This window comes from Cupriavidus sp. 2TAF22, assembly GCF_052115045.1.
Classification (GTDB): Bacteria; Pseudomonadota; Gammaproteobacteria; order Burkholderiales; family Burkholderiaceae; genus Cupriavidus.
In genome coordinates, this window is the sequence record NZ_JBFRFX010000040.1 from 1 (window position 1) to 16,378 (window position 16,378).

The following is a 16,378-nucleotide window of genomic DNA, read 5'->3' on the forward strand; positions in this document are numbered from 1 at the left end:
TTGAACCAGAGCGTCCACAGTGGCTTGCAGTTCGCTTCGTGTGTCCATGATGTTGCTCCGCGCAGGTGACATGAGAACAAGCATTAGCTCGCAAATGCAATTGTGCAAGCGAGCCCGGGGCCCGTGGCCGGTGCTTTGGTGGCCGCCCGAACGCTTCGCGCAGCTTTCCCTTCGCCCGCGCCAGCCCGTCGGGCGGGCATTCGATCGAATTCGCGCCCAGATTCAGGCGAACGATGGCAAGCTGCTCCGATGGCCATTCAATCCGCGACAGAGGATTTCTGTACAGACTGATCGCCTTGAATTGGTCGGCGCGGCGACCATAAAGGCAGATGTCTTCGAGCAGATTCTTGAAAAGCCCCTAGCCCGATTTTGGGGGAACAACATGCGGTGGATGCCCATCTCTCACGACAGCTTTTTGTTGTATTTTCAATACATCCAAAGCGAGGCCGCCTGGCACATATAGGACGACAGTGATTGCCATCACGTGCCGCAAGATGCACAAAAGTTTGGTGCAAGTATTACATGGTGCACATTACGCGGAAAGCGGTGGAATCGCTTGCATGTTTTTGTTGCGAGCAGCTCATTCCATTGGCGTTACGGCCACAGCTATGCCCCTAGCAGATCCGCTAATCGCACATTTCCAAGAGCGCCTTCTTCGGGCATCTGGCTTGTGCCGTGTAAAGTAGTTGCGCACGCAATCGGGCAGAACTCATGGTTTCCGCAGAACGGCGATTGACACGGACTGCGGGGCGGAAAGACGGGGTAGAAGGACAATGTTTTCAGAGCAGGTTGGAGAGATGTTTGCGGCACTGGCGGAATTAACACCGCCTCAAATTGAAGACTTGCGGGCGATGATGGATACGCTGAACGGTGAGGGTATTCGCAATACAGGTCAGCCTCTGGCCGACCGTTACGACGGCGGCACGCGTGTTGGGAACAGTGACGTTCTGGGCCAGCAACAGCGGATGTTTTACCGCGATAGCGACAAATCCTTGAACGCTGACAGAGGGGCACCAAGTTTTCGGCTCAGTAAGGCCAGCATGTTCGTTGGCACCGATTCTCTCCCGTGCGATCTTAGCGGAACGACCTACGTGCTTCCGGCGGCCAACATGGAGACCTGCGGAGTCGTTTCCGCGCTCAACGCTCGCGATTCCGTTGACAAGCCTCTGGACGCCAACGCTGCCACTGTAGCTGTGCATGCGGTACTGGCTGGCGGCGACGCACACGAAGTGCATGGCCAATCGCTTGAGGCAGCGGATGCCTCTTCAATCGAGCCGGAAGAAACAGGGCTGACCCACTGCCAAGGCGCGGTTGTCGCAACCGATCATTGACGGTCTGACGGTCAAAGCGACGATCCAGCCAAGTCAACCACCGGTCGACCGCGTCGCGTAGGTCTTCCAACACGATAGGCCCTTCGCGCAGTGACTCGATCCAATCGACGAACTCATATTCACTGTGTTCGTCCCTGGCCTCCAGATACCTCTCGATCCCGCCCATGTCCTCGGGTGGACATGGCCCGAAACCCGCCACGCAACGGGGCAGCCGAGCAGGATGTTGCCGCAGCATACGCCGCTCCATCCGTATCTCGTGGCGCCACCACGCGTTGAAGTCATACACGTAGACGAAGCCTTCGTGTTCGCGGAGATGAAACGCGGTCAGCGGCAGTTCGTTATCCACGGTGCAGAACTGCAAGACGCCCTCATGAACTTCGCCGTAACGCCGGCCACGAATACTGAACGTGTGCAGATGTTCGTCGGCCCAGCCCATGACGACCTGGATGACATTGTGCAATTGCCCGAGCGTCAAGTGCTCGGGAACGAGGACGCGTCGCCAAACCGACGGGCTGAGGCCGCGCAGAGCAATGCGAAGTTGAAGGAGGGAGGTCGCCGGCCCGGGATCGGAAGCCATGCGCGTATTTTAGGTGCCTCATTGGCCTCTCGGCGGTGGTCCGGTCGCTCGCCCCCGTTTTGGCGCGGTCTCCTACCGGGAGGCCGGCGGCGGCGCCGTGGATCCGCGCACCACCAGCTCGGGGCGCAGTTCGATGACGACACTGGCCGTCAGCGGCTTGGCGATCCGGCGCAGTAGCAGCTCGGCGGCCTGTTCGCCCATGTCATGCACGGGTATCCGGATGGTCGTGAGCGGCGGCGTCAGCGCGTCGACGAATGGCATGTCATTGTGGCCGACGATGGATACGTCTTCCGGGCAGCGGATGCCGCGTTCGCGCAAATAGTCGTAGCAACCCATGGCAACGAGGTCATTGCCCGCGGCGATGGCGGTCAGGCAAGGCAGGGCCTCGAAGAGTTGCGCGCAGGCCTTGCGACCCGCTTCACGCGCGTAGCTGTCAGCCTCGACGACCGCATGTTCACCGCGACGCAGCCGATGGCGCTTGACCGCGTGCAGGAAGCCCTCGCGGCGCGACTCCCCGGTCGAGGTACTGGCCGGGCCGGCAATATGCCCGATGCAGCGATGTCCCAACGACACCAGATGGTCGACCGTCAACCCCATGGCCAGCGCACTGTCACTGACCACGCACGACGCCCTGCCCGTGTGTTCGCCGCGATTCACCATCACCACGGGGATGCCGACCTTCACGCAGTAGTCGAGCAACGGATCGTCTCGCTCGGCGGTCGCGAGAATCAGCCCTTCCACCTGCCGGGCCAACATCTGTTCGACGACAAAGCGCTGGCGGGCACGCTCAATGCCCGCATTCACGACAATCGGCACATAGCCCATCCTGGCAAGCACCGACTCGATTCCCGCCAGAATCGGCGGAAACACCGGGTTGGCGATATCGGGCAGGATTACGCCAACCAGCCCTGAGCGTTGCGTACGTAGCCCCGCCGCAATGCGGTTGGGACGAAAACCGCGTGCCTCGGCCAGCTTGAGGATGCGCGTGGCGACCTCCTCGGCCACAAGGTGGCGCGTCGCGGGGTTCATCACGCGCGATACCGTGGAATAGTGCACATTGACCTCTGCGGCGAGGTCTTTGATGGTCACGCGTTTGCGCTCGGACATGGGACGGCGGAAGCCAGGCTGGATCGTTGAGATGCGCCATTCTAGCGTCTGCCGCGCTGGCGCCCGTCACTCTCCGGCGCGCACCCCCGATTGCTTGACCACTGGCGCCAGCTTGACGATCTCAGCCTGGATATAGCTGGCAAATTCCTGAGGCGTGCTGGATCGGGGCTCCGCGCCTTGCGCAGCTAGGCGCTCGCGCACGTCGGGGGCGGCCAGCGCCTTGCCGATCTCGGCATTGAGGGCGCTGACAATCTCCTTCGGGGTCGAGGCCGGCGCCAGGATGCCAAACCAGGAGTCGAATGCATACCCGGGAAGCCCCGATTCCGCCACGGCGGGGATGTCGGGGAGCGCAGCGGCACGCTTCGGCGTGGTCACGGCCAGCGCACGGAGCCTGCCCTGTTTGACGAATGGCATCGCCGATACGGTAGGCGCGAACATCATGTCGCCACGCCCGGCCATCACATCGGTCAGTGCCTCGCCGGTGCCCTTGTACGGAATGTGCATGATGTCGATGCCCGCCTGAATCTTGAACATCTCGCCGCTCAGGTGCGTGGAACTGCCCGAACCGGCCGAGTCAAAGTTCATCGCGCCCGGCTTGGCCTTCGCCGCCGCGACAATGTCGCGGACCGACTTGTACGGACTGGCGGCATTGACCACCAGCACATTCGGGACCGAGGCCACCAGCGATACCGGGGCGAAGTCCTTCAACGTGTCGTAGCCCAGCTTCGGATACAACGTGGCATTGATCGCATGCCCCACCGAGACCAGGATCAGGGTGTAGCCATCGGGCGCGGACTTGGCAACCGTGGTGGCGCCCAGCGTACCGCCGGCGCCCGGCCGGTTGTCGACCACGACCTGCCAATGGCCGCTCTCGCCCATCTTGGTGCCAATGATCCGCGCCAGGATGTCGGTGGCGCTTCCCGCGGAAAATGGCACGACCAGCCGAATCGGCTTGGCCGGATACTGGGGCTGCGCGCTAGCGAGCGTCGGCATGGCGGCGGCCAGCGCCAGCGCCAAAGCCGCAAGGCGACGGAAAACACGGGGCCGGAAAGCAACGGGGCGGAAAAACAGTCGAATCATGATGGTCTCCTCGCAACAATGTCCTGTCCGGGCGTCAGAAGAAGTGCCGCATGCCGAACGCGATCGCTTGCGGATCGGCGCTGGCCTTGACGCCAAGCTCGTTGATGGCAAAGTCGTAGGTCGCGTTTTTCTTGTTGTTGATGTGGCTGAAATACGCGTAGAGCGCCGTGCGCCTGGACGTCTTCTTTCGCATCTGGGGTCTCCTCCTGTTTCTATGGATGGTGTGCAAACGTTTGCAAAGGCAAACAAAAAACACTACGGTGCTGCCCGCGCGGGATACGGCATCGCCAGCAGCAGCATGGCCGGCAGGTTGAATGGATTGGTGACCTGGCGGGCCTCTCCCGGCGCGAGCCTTACCGAATCGAACCGCCCTAGGGTGACGCTCTCGGACGGGGTCCGGATGCAGACCTCGCCTTCCAGGACGACGTAGTGCTTTTCGACTGGCGACGCATCGAGCGAGGTATGGCCGCCTGGCAGGATGACGGATACGCCCATCCACAAGGCATCCGAAGGGCCCGCCTCATGCCCCTGGAGACGCAGGCACTGCATGCCCTCGTGGTTGGCCGGGTAGTAGGCCGGCGCCTGCGCAAATCGTGTCGTATTCATGGCGTCAGCACCACGCGCTCGGTGGCGCCTTGCAGCACGGCGCGATAGGCGTCCTTGGCATCGGCCAGCGCATACGTATAGTCCGGCAACACGGGGAACGGCTTGAGCTTGCCGGTGGCGAACATCGGAGCCAGCGCGTCGAGAATCCCGGCACAGGCCTGGCTGTCCATCGCCAGGGTGTCCACGCCCACGTAAGTGTGCTGCCCCCGGTAGAACGCGAAGATATCGAACGGCACCGGCTTCTCGATGGTCGAAATGAAGATCTGCGTGGCGCCGATTGCCATGGACAGGTTGGCCTGTTCGAAGTAGGGACTGCCCACCGTGTTGTAGACGATGTCGGCGCCATGGCCACCGGTTTCGTCGCGGACCACGTCGGAAATGGTCTCGCGGCTGGAGTCGATCATGCGCACCGGGCCGCTGGCGTGGCCACGATACGGCCCCGCCTTACGCTCCACGGCGAAGACGCGCGCGCCAAGCGCGGTGGCGATCTGGATCGTCGCCTGCCCGACTTTGCCGTTGCCACCGCCGACCAGCACCACGTCACCCGCCTTGGGCATGCCAGCACGCCGCAGCCCTTCGTATGCCGTAATGAATGGCACGCCCACCGCACCGGCTTCCATCAGCGACAGCGTTTCCGGCTTGGCACGCACGGCGTCAATGCCGATGCGCAGGTACTTGCCATGCGTGCCATCCCGACGGATGCCGAGCTCGCCGCCGCTTCCCCAGACCTGCTGGCCGATCCATTGGCTCGGTCCGTCGATGACGACGCCCGCATAGTCGCGTCCCGGCGTGCGCGGCCAGATCGCGTGCGGCATCAGGCCAAGCGTGGCCTTCACATCGCTGGGATTGACGCCCGCGCTGGCCACTTCGACGATGCACTGGCCGATGCCAGCCTCCGGTCGCGGCATCCCGACCAGCGACAGTTCGAGCGCATCGATGGTCGGAGCTTTCTGGTGAACCTGAATGGTGTTCATGATGAATGGGATAACAAGAAACGTGGAGGATTTGGGACTTCTGGAACGGTCAGGCTTCGCGCAGGCCCAACTGCACACGCGCGTCGGACGCGGAAGCGATCTCGCCGCCAAGCGACTTGACGATGTCACGGGCCTTGGCCACGAGCGCTGCGTTGCTAGGCGCCAGAACGCCCTTCTCGAGATAGATGTTGTCTTCGAGACCGACACGCACGTGACCGCCGGCCAGCCACGCCTGCGCGACGATCGGGAATTCGGCGCGACCAATGCCGAATGCCGACCATCGCGCGCCTGGTGGCAGCATGCTGCGGGCATAAAAGATCGTCTCCGGCGTGGCGGCAAAGCCGTACTTCACGCCCAGCACGAAAGTCCAGAGCCCGGGACCATCGAGCACGCCATCACGTATGAAGTCGAGTGCCAGATTCAGATCGCCAGAGTCGAAGATCTCCAGCTCGGGCATGACCCCTGCCCGGCGGATCACTTCTGCCATCTTGCGTACGTTTGCCGGCGTGTTGATCACCACATCCGCACCCGAGTTCATGGTGTTGAGATCCAGCGAGCAGACATCGGGACGCAAGGCCGCAATATGCGCGACGCGCTTGAGCGGATGCAACAGCGTCGTGCCAGGCGCGGCCACGCGCGGTTCGTTCTCGTCGGGCACGAAGCGTCCGCCCGGCCCTGTGGTGAGATTGATGATCAGGCTGCGATTGCRGGCGCGAATCCGGTCGATGACGTCGGCATAGTAGTCGAGCTCCATCGATGGCCGCCCAGTCTTCGGGTCGCGCACGTGAATATGCGCAGCCGCAGCGCCGGCCTCGGCGGCCTCGAGCGCGGCGTCGGCGATCTGGGCCGGCGTCACTGGCAAGCCGGGGTGCTGCTCGGGTGTCACGATATTGCCGGTCACCGCGCAGGTAATGATGGTCTTTCTTGCGTGCATGGACAATTCGAAAAATAAGGGCTTGAGGAATAGTCAGCCGAGCTGGCGGCCGCCGTCGACAACAATGGTGGTGCCCGTGGCGAACCGCAGCGACGTGGCACATGCAGCGATGGCATCCGCCACGTCTTGCGCATGGCCGATGCGGCGCAGCGGCGTGGTTTTGGCGGCCCGGTCATTGAACGTGCTGTCGCGGCCGGGTACAAAGGCCGTATCGACCACGCCCGGAGAAACATTGAGGACGCGAATCTCGGGGGCCAGCGCCCGGCCCAGCGACATCGCCATCACGTCGAGGCCGGCCTTGGCGGCACAATACGCAACGTTGCTGCCCTGCCCCGTGCGGCCCGCAATCGAGCCAACATTGACGACCAGGCCGTCGCCCCCGGCTCGCAATGCCGGCGCGAAGGCACGAATCGCCGCGAACTGGCCCCGCCAGTTGACTGCGAACAGTTCGTCGATCAGGGTGTCGTCGAGGGCGTCGAGATCGCCGTGTGGAATGGCGCGTGTGAATCCTGACGTATTGACGAGAATGTCCACGCGGCCATAGTGGTGCTGCACATCGGCAGCCAGCTCCCGAAGCGAAGCGCTATCGGCCACCTCGGCATACGCGGCCATATGGTTGCCGGCAGGCAGGCCCTCGACCGTTTTCGCGGTGCGATCGGCATTGCGACCGGTCAGCACCACGCTGGCGCCCAGATTGGCCAGCGCGCGGCCTGTGGCAAAGCCGATACCGCCGGCTCCGCCAATGATCACGGCAACCTTGCCGGAGAGTGTAGTAATGGTCATGGTGTGGCGCAGTGAATAGGTGGACAGCCTTGTGTATCAGTCGATCAGTCGATCAGTCCATCAGCCGATCGGAGGTGTTGGAAACGTCTGCTCGCCGGGTTCGAGAGTGAAGTCGAACTGCAGCGTGTAGTACGGCGCGGGCAGGTCGCCCCAGGGGCTCAGCCCCGTGTCCACAAGCTGGAACGCGCCGACGAGTTGGCGATGCACACCGAACGTGACATCGGTCTCCAGGATGTCGGAGTCGTCGGCAAAGACCTGCGTCACGAGCGTGCGATATCCCGGTGCGGCAACGATGAAATGGATGTGCGCGGGCCGATACGGATGCCGGTGCTGGGCGGCAAGCAACGTGCCGACCGGGCCATCGGTGGGAACCGGATAGCCGGCGGGACGCACCGTACGGAAGTGATAGTTGCCGTCGGCATCCGCGTGAAACATGCCACGCAGGTTACGGTCGGGTTGGCGCGGGTCCTGGTTGTCATACAGGCCGACTGGCGACGCCTGCCAGACTTGCACCATCGCACCAGGCAACACCGAGCCGTCCGTGGCACGCACCGTGCCGCTGACGAACAATGGCAAGCCGGGAGAGTCGTCTTGCACCACGCAGTCACCGCACTGGTAGCGCGGCGCATTGGCGCGATAGAACGGTCCCAGCAACGCGCCGGGCGTGCGGCCACCCTGCGTGCTGTTGTTGATCGTCGTGACCAGCGTCGACAGGCCGAGTACGTCGGCGGCCAGCACGACTTCATTGTTGGTGGCGTGCGTCGCGTGCCCCAGCGCGGCGATGAACGCCAGGCCTCGCTCGAATTCCTCGTCGGTGGGCCTGACCTCGCGGAGGAAGGCGTGCAAATGCGATACCAGCGCGGCCATCACGGTCCGCAGGCGATCGTCCTCCGTCCTTGCCATTGCCTGCACGACGACCTCGGTCACCGACGCCTCCCCTTCGATCAGGGCAAGCGCACTGACCGGCTTGGGCGCCGGCTTGGCGTGTTTCGTCTCCATAACCATCTCCTTCTTTTGCAAACGTTTGCATTATGATCGGTTCCGCGCGAATGGCAAGCACGGAAGCGGAGACGGAAAGTGGCTGAATATCTACTTGCGCGTGGAAAACACCGCGAAATCAAGGCGCCGACGATGGCATCCGGTCAAACCCTAGCCATGGCTGGGAACGGATTCAGGCCTCAGCGTGGCAAACCTCTCCGAGGTTGTGCCCGTTCGGGCCAATGACGAAGGCGGCATAGCAATTCGCGCGATAGACCACGGCGACCTGCTGGCGACTCTCGGCCGTGAAGGCCAGATGCAGGTGCGCCGGTTTCTCGTCGGCATGCCGCCGACTCATAGATTCTTGCTTAAATCGTAGTTATACGGATCCGTCGTGAATCGCTGCGATTGCTGGGCGCTCAGCGTCTGGCTGGCACAGCCAAACACGCCAAGCGTCAGTACGCAAAGGATCGCTGCGGCGAGCTTTCTTAACATGATTCCCCCTCAGCCAAAGAATGCCCCTGCGGGCGAGGTTGAATTTTTATCTTAGTGTCTTATTCAGGTTCCAGCCGAAAATTTCGAGGCTAATGTGCCATATTGCGCACACGACATTTGACATTATCTTTTTCGATTTTAAAGCCCGGCATTGTTTGCAGGCTGCCTTCTCCGCTGTCAGAAAATAGTGCTGGCTGTCTCACATCAGTTCTCGCAAGAAGACCTTGTACAGATGAGGGAGAGTGATCGAACAGTCGTGCGATCTGACAAAGCGTGTGGCCATTGCGCCGCCCCGCCCACATTATTGCCATCAGAAGGGAACATTACAGACTCTGCATTCTTCGCGCATCAGGGCAGCGAAACAGTTCGAACCCGAGCGACGCAACCGAAAACTAAGCGGACGATCCGGTAAGTCCGTGGATGCTTGGGCAGCCAGGAAAAGGGCGAATTCGTAGAAGATCGTATGCCAATGAACACGGAGAAATCAGGATGCACAAAGAAGTCATGTTTGAGTCGGATGAACTGCAACTCACGGGGGCCTTGCATTTGCCCGCCGATCTCGCCGATGGCGAACGTCGCCCTGCCATCGCAGTCTTGCATGGATTCGGCAGCAACAAGGATGACGGCATGGTGAAATTGGCCACAAACCTGTTTTCGTTGCTCGGCTATGTGGTCTTACGCTTTGACATGCGTGGCTGTGGCACGAGCGACGGCGAACGTGGCAAGGTACTGTGTGAGGATCAAGTCTGCGATACGCTCAACGCTGTCAGTTATTTGCAGAGCCTGCCCGAAGTGGACCCGGCGAAAATTGCCGTGATGGGGCACAGTTTCGGGGCTGCTGTTGCCGTCCATGCAGCCGGCGTGGATCCTCGTATTGGCGCTTGCATATCATCAGCCGGTTGGGGCGACGGGGCGGCAAAACTCCGCCAGCAACATGCTGGTCCGGGTGCCTGGGAGCGCTTCGAGGCAATGGTGCAAAAGGGCCGTGCGCAGTTGGCTCTTGGCCATTCGATGCAGGTCTCGCGCTTCGATATCGTGCCAATTCCTCCGGAGATGCGTAGCAATCTGCCTGCTGGGAGTTTTATGGAATTCCCGTTCGAAGTGGTAGAAAGCATGCTGCGCTTCCAGCCAAATGCCGTGGTTGGCAACATCGCTCCGCGTCCGCTCCTCCTTTTGCACCCTGCGGATGATTCAGTTACCCCCACGGATCAGTCGATCGGCTTGTTCCGCAACGCAAAGATGCCGACGGAGTTGCATCTGCTGTCGGAAATCGATCACTTCATTTTCTCCGATGACAACCGTGCGGCGCTGAATCTTGTCACGGAATGGCTGCACAAATTCTTCCCGGCTCGCAGCATGCGTTCGGAGGCGGCATGACTGCGCGCCCACCAAGCTTGACCAGCGGCACTGATCTACAAGCCCTTGCCAAAGCGCTGCTAGTCTCCGCCGGCCTTGAGGGGTCGGCTGCGGCCCTCGTGGCAGAAGGCCTGGTATGGGCTGACATGCGTGGTGCGCCAGGACATGGCGTATCTCGCATCCCGCAGTACATTGCGTGGTTGACCTCCGGCGAGATGAATGGTCAGGCGCATCCGCGTGTCGGGCTCGATTTGCCCGCCTTGATGGTCGTCGAAGGCGATCGCTGCGCCGGCGCGCTGGGCATGCGCTTCGCCGCCGGGCGAGCGATGTCCGGCGCAAGGCAAAGCGGTGCCAGTCTGGTGCTCCTGCGGGAGACGACGCATACCGGCGCTCTTGGGTTTCACACAGCGCATGTGGCCGGCGCAGGAATGTTCGCCATGGCGATGGCCGCGTCGGCACCACTCATGGCGTACCATGGCGCCGCTGTGGCAGGCGTCTCGACAGCGCCAGTGTCAATGGCGAGCCCGGGACTGGACTCGCCAATCGTGTTCGACATGGCGTCGGGTGCCATTGCTTTCGGCAAGCTGATGCAGGCACGTGCTAGCGGGCAAGCGCTTGAGCCGGGCTGGGCAATCGACGCCATGGGCAATCCGACCACCGACCCGCACAAGGCAACGACCCCGCTGCCACTTGGCGGCCCGAAGGGTTCCGGCTTGGCGCTGATGGCGGAGATCGCGTGCAGCCTCCTGACCGCCCACCCCATCCTGGCGCCGGCGCTGCAGGCCGGAACCGCCGCGCGTGGCCACACGCAAAACGCGTGGATGCTCGTTGTGGACATCGCCCAGGTGGTCGACCCAGCCGTGTTTCATGCGCAGCTAGCCGATCTGACAACTGCCATCCACGATCTCCCCGCTTCTGCCGAGGGGCCTCCACGGCTGCCTGGAGAGCGCGGCCATGCCGCTGCAAAGGAGCGCAGCGTCAACGGGATTGCGCTGGCGCCGGCGACCGCAGACGCGCTCCGGAACCTCGCCCGCCAGGCAGGTATCTGCACTCCCTGGGTATAGCAATGCGCGCCGTGGGGCTGACAAAGCACAAAACAACATCTCCCTTGACGATATCGCGGGTCTGACATAATCTCGCTGCAAACGTTTGCACCAAAAAGGGGGGCTCGTGGTGGGCGCACAAGCAATTTGTGCGCTTCGTGTCTACGGTTTGTCCGCCTGCCCTCTTGGCGGTTTGAGGAGACACTTGAATGGAAAAAGACCGTCAGATACGGATCGTCCACGGCGGCTTTGGTCGTGCCACCCTGCATCGCATCTCGGGACCGTTGGTCGCCCATGCCCATGCGGAATTTCATCTGATCTTCAAGATCGGTGGCACGGACGCACATTTCAAAATTGACAATCAACCAGCAACGCTTACCGACAACTGCGCCCTTCTAATCAACCCTTGGGAGACCCACGCGAAGAGTTCGAAGGAAGGACCGCCTTCCCTATTGCTGGCTTTGCTGCTGGACCCGGAATGGCTTGGCCGGACGCTCGGCGTGGACAATCCAGCCATCGCGCTACGATTCCGTGACACGCAGGTACGAATGGATGCAGATACCATCGCGTCGCTGATGATGCTTGGTACGTACCTGGCCCGCGATTTGACTGACGACGCAAGAATCGGGGCGTTCGACTGCGAGGTTGCCATCGCGGAGCTGGCGCGCAAAGTGTCCGCCGATCATCTCCAGCGGAGGTCAATGACCGAAGTGCTGGCAAACACGAGGCCACTGGACTATCGGATAAAGCGTGCGACCGAATTCATTCGGAGCCACGCGAGCGAGAATCCTAATGTTGATATGGTCGCCAGCGCCGTGGGCATGTCCCGCAGCCGGCTCTTCCACCAGTTCAAGGCTTGCATGGGCATCTCGCCTCAACAGTATCTCGATTGGATCCGCATAGGCATCGCCACGCAGCTACTGGCAGAGAGGCACGCCACCATCGGTGACGTCGCTCATCAACTCGGATTCAGCGCGCAAGGGCATTTTACGCGCTTCTTCGTCCAACACCTGGGACTCAGCCCTTCGGAGTTCCGCCGCACCGGCATACCAGGCAGTGCGGCGGCGGACTGAGGCATACGCCCGGCACGCACTGCGCTCAGCCGCGTAGAGAACGTGACAGCTTTTCCTGGATCGCGGCATCGAAGATAGCCTTTGGCAGCATGCCGTGCACGGTCTTCGCAGGAATCGAAGTGTAGTTGCTGTTCGTTTGGTTCGAATACTGCGTGATGCGGAAATTCGAGGTGATGCTGGCAAGCGAATAGACATCTTGTCGATCCATGCCGGTCGCGGCGCTTACCCAGTCAAGCATCTGCCGCAGGCTCGCGACCAGCGCCTCATCGAGGTTCTTGCCGAAGCCAAGGATGATCCAGTGACTGGGCGTCTCCGCCATTGGCAGCGCCAGGGGCCGTTGCTTGTGCAGGATGTACTGGATCTGCATGTCTTCCATCGCTGTTTCGATGGCGGTCTGATTCACCACGCCGTCGCCTTGCGCAGCATGCGAATCGCCAGTCCAGACCATCGCACCTGGCCGCTGGACGGGCAGGAACAGTGACGTCCCTTCGACCAGTTCCCGCAATACCAGATTACCGCCGTACGGGCCGCTGAGAATGCCACTGACCGGCTCGTCGCCCGCCGGTTGCACGGCCATCACGCCTTGGAACGGCGCGAGCTTGATGCGGATGCCCGGCGCGAACTCGGTGTATTGACGGTTCTCTTCGAACTTGAAATAGCGCAGGTACGGCTTGGAAAAATCGCTCGGCAGCGCGCCGACGCCTTTGGGCGCCGAGTTCCAACCCCAGCCAATTGGACGCAACTTGACCATCCGGCACTCCACCACATCGCCGGGCATCGCCCCACGCACTTCAACTGGTCCGATGTTCGAGTACGGTCCCTGCGGAAATCGCTTGCGCACAGGTTCTCGATCCTCGTAGCTCATGCCATACTCTGCCCCGTTTGCCCAGTTGACCCATGTATTGGGATACTTCACAAGATCGCCCGAATCGATGCTGGCGATGGGCGCGGCTTTTGGGTCGAGAATGCCGACGCGCACGGTTTCGTTGGCGGACTCGATCCGGTGGGTCTTGCCGGGCCGGATCACGGGCAGGGCATTGGTACCTGGCGCAGCAGGCGGCACGCTCCGCCCTGCCGTCGCCTGAGCTCCCGCTTCCAGCGCAGCGGCACCGAGTCCAAGCGCGCCGGCTGCCTTGAGCCAGTGTCTCCTGTCGATCTTCATGGTTTTGATTTCCTTTCATTGAGCCATCCGGGCATCCGGGCATCAGCTCGGTGCTGGACGGCGATGTGCAACAAATTAGAGAAGCTGCGCCAAGTACTGCGCAACCGCGACAATTTCCTCGTCGGTCATCAGCGGCACCAGCAGGCTCATTAGCTTGCCCGGCCCGCCGCGCGTGCCCGACTTCCATGCGTGCAGTTGCTTCACCACGTAGTCTGGCTGCTGGCCTGCAATACGCGGAAAGTCGGGCGCGATACCCTCTCCGTTGGGCCGGTGGCACGAAACACAAGCCGGCAGTCCACTGGCGGGATTGCCCTTCCAGTAGATTGCCTTGCCGGCCTCGACCAGTTGCGGCCGGGCGGCCTGGCCGTGCGCCGGCGGCTGCTGGCTGAAATAGCGCGCCACCTCGCGCATCTGCGCGTCGCTCATGTTCTGGACCACTGCAGCCATGGTGGCGTCCTGACGTAGCGCCGGCCCGTTGGCGCCACCCTTGAACTGCCGCAGTTGCTTGAACAGATAGTCCTCGTTCTGGCCAGCCAGACTCGGATAGCCTTTCCCGGTGCTCTGGCCAGTGATGCCATGGCACGCGGCACATACCTGCTCGACCACGAGCCGCGCGGGTGACGCGTCGCTCGATTCCGACGCCGCTTGAGCGAGCGACGGCAAGGCCAGCGCGCACAACGCCAGCGTGCAGGCAATCAGCCGCCGGCGAACCATGGGAAGTTTCACGTCTGAGCTCCTCGCAACAGGGTCGTCGCCCTGTCTAGTTCAGATATCCACCGGTCTTGGCTACGATCTGATGCGCGCGCTGCGTCTCGCGCGTCAGTCGCGTAGTCAGCCCGGCCACGCCGGCCTGACTGAAGGCGGTGTCGACGCTCAAGCCTTCCATCTTTGCGCGGATAGCAGGATCGTTCATGATCGCGCGAATCTCGGACCGCAGGGTATCCACCACCGGTGCCGGCGTGCCCTTGGGGCAAAATACGCCATACCAGACTGTGATGTCGTAGCCGGGAATACTCTCTGCTACTGTCGGCACCCCTGGCAACGTCTTGAGACGACTCGCGGCACCCACGGCCAACATCTTCAGCTTGCCCGATTTCACATGCGGAATGTACTCAAGCAGAGGGCCCGTCGCCAGGTCAATGTGACCAGCGATCATGTCGTTGATCGTCGGGCCACTGCCCTTGTAGGGAATATTGGTAATGTCGACCCCGGCCATCGTCTTGATCATTTCGAGCGGATAGCTGGCCGGGCCGCCGTAGTTGATCTTGCCGGGGTTGGCCTTGGCGTAGGCAATCAACTCAGGGACAGACTTGTAAGGCGTGTTTGGATTCGTGACGAGCACCAGCGGTGATTCGCCCAGCGGCGCGACAGGCAGCACGTCGCGCGTCACGTCATACGGAAGCTTTCGATAGAACGCCGCATTGACAGCATGAATGCTGTTCAGAATGCCAATGGTGTGGCCGTCTGGCGCAGCGCGTACCAGCGCTTCCGCACCAATGTTGCCACTCGCACCTGGCCTGTTTTCCACGACGACAGGTTGTCCCAGCGTGGTCGACAGGCGCTGTGCCACCGTCCTGGCCAGTACGTCATTGATGCCGCCCGGCGGAAACGGCACGATGAAGACCATGGGCTTCGACGGCTTCCAGTTGGCCTGTGCGCTGGGGTCAGCCGATGCCGCACTGGCGGCGCCAGCCCACGTCCCGGCGATCGCCGCCGACAGTGTCGCGATCACCGCAGCAACGACGGCGACACGCTTGGTTTTCTTCATGGGTGCGGTGCGAAATGTTGAAGACGTTCGACTTGGCATTGACTCTTATCTCCTCGTGAATCTCTGTACGTGGGCGGCTGCGTTTGCCCGATTCGTACTCTACTGATTCGAGCAGAAGTCGCTTCCCAATTTGGGGAGCCGTTTACCAAAACGTCCTCCGTTCTGCGGCTCCGATACATCCGCCGGCCACTGCCGCATGCCGCATGGACAGGTTCTTACCGGATGGTCCGAGAACTTGCAGGCGGATCGCTGGTGACGCCGGCCGTCATGCAATATGGACGCCCATCGATAAGGGGAGGAAACGTAATGCTTCACACCGAGAAAAAAGATGTGGTCTCCATCGGCCACGGCCCAAACCATGTTATCGCCCTGCATGGGTGGTTCGGTCATGCACGAGGCTGGGGGCCCCTGGTAGATGTACTCGACGTCGAGCGATTCACCTACGCCTTCATCGACTACAGAGGCTATGGGACCCGGCAGAACATGTTGGGCAGGTTTGACTTGCAGGAGATCGCCACGGACGTGTTGAACTTGGGCGACGAGCTGGGTTGGCATCGCTTTTCGCTGATCGGTCATTCCATGGGAGGCAAGGCCATGCAAGGCGTCGCCTTGCTGGCCCCCACCCGGGTCCAAGCTATGGTTGGCATTGCTCCGGTGCCGCCGACACCGACACCGTTCGACGCGCCGACACGCGCCCTGTTCGAGCGCGCCGCGAACGAACTGGAAGCACGAGCCGCTGTCCTCAACCATTCGACCGGCGATCGTCTGAGCCGATACTGGGTGGACAGGATGGCCCGCGCTTCAACGCGGCATGCCGATGTCAACGCCTTTGCCGCTTATTTCCGGGCCTGGGCGGACACCGATCTCTCTGCAGACATTGCGGGCACCAGCATCCCAACGCTGTTGCTGGTGGGTGAGCATGACCCGTCGCTGACCACTGATGTCATGGCACAGACGTACGGGAAGGCGTTTCGCGATCTGACCATCGATGTCATACAAAACGCCGGACACTATCCGATGGATGAAGCCCCAGTGGACCTTGCTACGCGGATCGAGCGATTCCTGATCCAGCGCCACGGCCTGTAACTGACGCAATATGTCACGTGCCCCG

At 61.9% G+C, this 16,378-nt stretch carries 16 protein-coding genes and 2 pseudogenes; 6 read left to right on the forward strand and 12 right to left on the reverse strand.

Annotation, left to right across the window (positions count from 1 at the left end):
- The first annotated feature begins 70 nt into the window (after nucleotides 1-70).
- Nucleotides 71-463: a hypothetical protein gene (locus AB4Z48_RS32425; protein ID WP_441621633.1), complete on the forward strand. Its 393-nt coding sequence runs from the start codon at nucleotides 71-73 to the stop codon at nucleotides 461-463.
- Between the two features lie 310 nt (nucleotides 464-773).
- The gene (locus AB4Z48_RS32430; RefSeq protein ID WP_441621726.1) at nucleotides 774-1,331 is read left to right on the forward strand and encodes a hypothetical protein; all 558 of its coding nucleotides are present in this window, start codon (nucleotides 774-776) and stop codon (nucleotides 1,329-1,331) included.
- Nucleotides 1,332-1,488: 157 nt separating this feature from the next.
- Here AB4Z48_RS32430 and AB4Z48_RS32435 read toward each other — a convergent pair.
- From AB4Z48_RS32435 to AB4Z48_RS32475, 9 genes and pseudogenes are all read right to left on the reverse strand, one after another.
- Nucleotides 1,489-1,908: pseudogene (locus tag AB4Z48_RS32435) on the reverse strand (plasmid pRiA4b ORF-3 family protein); the annotation flags it as partial.
- Nucleotides 1,909-1,980: 72 nt separating this feature from the next.
- The gene (locus tag AB4Z48_RS32440) at nucleotides 1,981-3,015 is read right to left on the reverse strand and encodes a LacI family DNA-binding transcriptional regulator (RefSeq protein WP_441621635.1); all 1,035 of its coding nucleotides are present in this window, start codon (nucleotides 3,013-3,015) and stop codon (nucleotides 1,981-1,983) included.
- Nucleotides 3,016-3,081: 66 nt separating this feature from the next.
- On the reverse strand, nucleotides 3,082-4,008 hold the full coding sequence (locus AB4Z48_RS32445) for a tripartite tricarboxylate transporter substrate binding protein (RefSeq protein WP_441621718.1): 927 nt from the start codon (nucleotides 4,006-4,008) through the stop codon (nucleotides 3,082-3,084).
- Nucleotides 4,009-4,129: 121 nt separating this feature from the next.
- Nucleotides 4,130-4,273, reverse strand: a pseudogene (locus tag AB4Z48_RS32450) (porin); the annotation flags it as partial.
- A 77-nt stretch (nucleotides 4,274-4,350) separates the two neighbouring features.
- Entirely contained in the window at nucleotides 4,351-4,701 is a 351-nt protein-coding gene (locus AB4Z48_RS32455; RefSeq protein WP_441621637.1) for a cupin domain-containing protein, read from the reverse strand.
- Nucleotides 4,698-5,675, reverse strand: coding sequence for a quinone oxidoreductase family protein (locus AB4Z48_RS32460; protein ID WP_441621638.1), 978 nt, complete (start codon nucleotides 5,673-5,675; stop codon nucleotides 4,698-4,700). The genes AB4Z48_RS32455 and AB4Z48_RS32460 overlap by 4 nt, the downstream gene beginning before the upstream one ends.
- 49 nt (nucleotides 5,676-5,724) lie before the next feature.
- The gene (locus AB4Z48_RS32465; protein WP_441621640.1) at nucleotides 5,725-6,609 is read right to left on the reverse strand and encodes a 3-keto-5-aminohexanoate cleavage protein; all 885 of its coding nucleotides are present in this window, start codon (nucleotides 6,607-6,609) and stop codon (nucleotides 5,725-5,727) included.
- A gap of 33 nt (nucleotides 6,610-6,642) precedes the next feature.
- The gene (locus tag AB4Z48_RS32470; protein ID WP_441621642.1) at nucleotides 6,643-7,392 is read right to left on the reverse strand and encodes an SDR family NAD(P)-dependent oxidoreductase; all 750 of its coding nucleotides are present in this window, start codon (nucleotides 7,390-7,392) and stop codon (nucleotides 6,643-6,645) included.
- A 60-nt stretch (nucleotides 7,393-7,452) separates the two neighbouring features.
- Nucleotides 7,453-8,391, reverse strand: coding sequence for a dioxygenase family protein (locus tag AB4Z48_RS32475; RefSeq protein WP_441621643.1), 939 nt, complete (start codon nucleotides 8,389-8,391; stop codon nucleotides 7,453-7,455).
- Nucleotides 8,392-9,354: 963 nt separating this feature from the next.
- Here AB4Z48_RS32475 and AB4Z48_RS32480 point away from each other — a divergent pair.
- The 3 genes from AB4Z48_RS32480 to AB4Z48_RS32490 all read left to right on the forward strand — a co-directional run bounded on the left by AB4Z48_RS32480 (nucleotide 9,355) and on the right by AB4Z48_RS32490 (nucleotide 12,337).
- Nucleotides 9,355-10,242 (forward strand): alpha/beta hydrolase, encoded by an 888-nt coding sequence (locus tag AB4Z48_RS32480; RefSeq protein ID WP_441621645.1) that lies wholly within the window; start codon nucleotides 9,355-9,357, stop codon nucleotides 10,240-10,242.
- Entirely contained in the window at nucleotides 10,239-11,285 is a 1,047-nt protein-coding gene (locus AB4Z48_RS32485) for an Ldh family oxidoreductase (RefSeq protein WP_441621647.1), read from the forward strand. The genes AB4Z48_RS32480 and AB4Z48_RS32485 overlap by 4 nt, the downstream gene beginning before the upstream one ends.
- A gap of 188 nt (nucleotides 11,286-11,473) precedes the next feature.
- On the forward strand, nucleotides 11,474-12,337 hold the full coding sequence (locus AB4Z48_RS32490; RefSeq protein WP_441621649.1) for a helix-turn-helix transcriptional regulator: 864 nt from the start codon (nucleotides 11,474-11,476) through the stop codon (nucleotides 12,335-12,337).
- A gap of 25 nt (nucleotides 12,338-12,362) precedes the next feature.
- On the opposite strand, the gene AB4Z48_RS32495 is transcribed toward AB4Z48_RS32490, so the two are convergent.
- From AB4Z48_RS32495 to AB4Z48_RS32505, 3 genes are all read right to left on the reverse strand, one after another.
- The gene (locus AB4Z48_RS32495) at nucleotides 12,363-13,499 is read right to left on the reverse strand and encodes an acetamidase/formamidase family protein (protein ID WP_441621651.1); all 1,137 of its coding nucleotides are present in this window, start codon (nucleotides 13,497-13,499) and stop codon (nucleotides 12,363-12,365) included.
- 75 nt (nucleotides 13,500-13,574) lie between these two features.
- Nucleotides 13,575-14,225: a c-type cytochrome gene (locus AB4Z48_RS32500; protein ID WP_441621653.1), complete on the reverse strand. Its 651-nt coding sequence runs from the start codon at nucleotides 14,223-14,225 to the stop codon at nucleotides 13,575-13,577.
- A 34-nt stretch (nucleotides 14,226-14,259) separates the two neighbouring features.
- Entirely contained in the window at nucleotides 14,260-15,267 is a 1,008-nt protein-coding gene (locus AB4Z48_RS32505) for a Bug family tripartite tricarboxylate transporter substrate binding protein (protein ID WP_441621655.1), read from the reverse strand.
- Between the two features lie 306 nt (nucleotides 15,268-15,573).
- Here AB4Z48_RS32505 and AB4Z48_RS32510 point away from each other — a divergent pair, with 306 nt between their 5' ends.
- Nucleotides 15,574-16,353 (forward strand): alpha/beta fold hydrolase, encoded by a 780-nt coding sequence (locus AB4Z48_RS32510; RefSeq protein ID WP_441621657.1) that lies wholly within the window; start codon nucleotides 15,574-15,576, stop codon nucleotides 16,351-16,353.
- The last annotated feature ends 25 nt before the right edge of the window (nucleotides 16,354-16,378 follow it).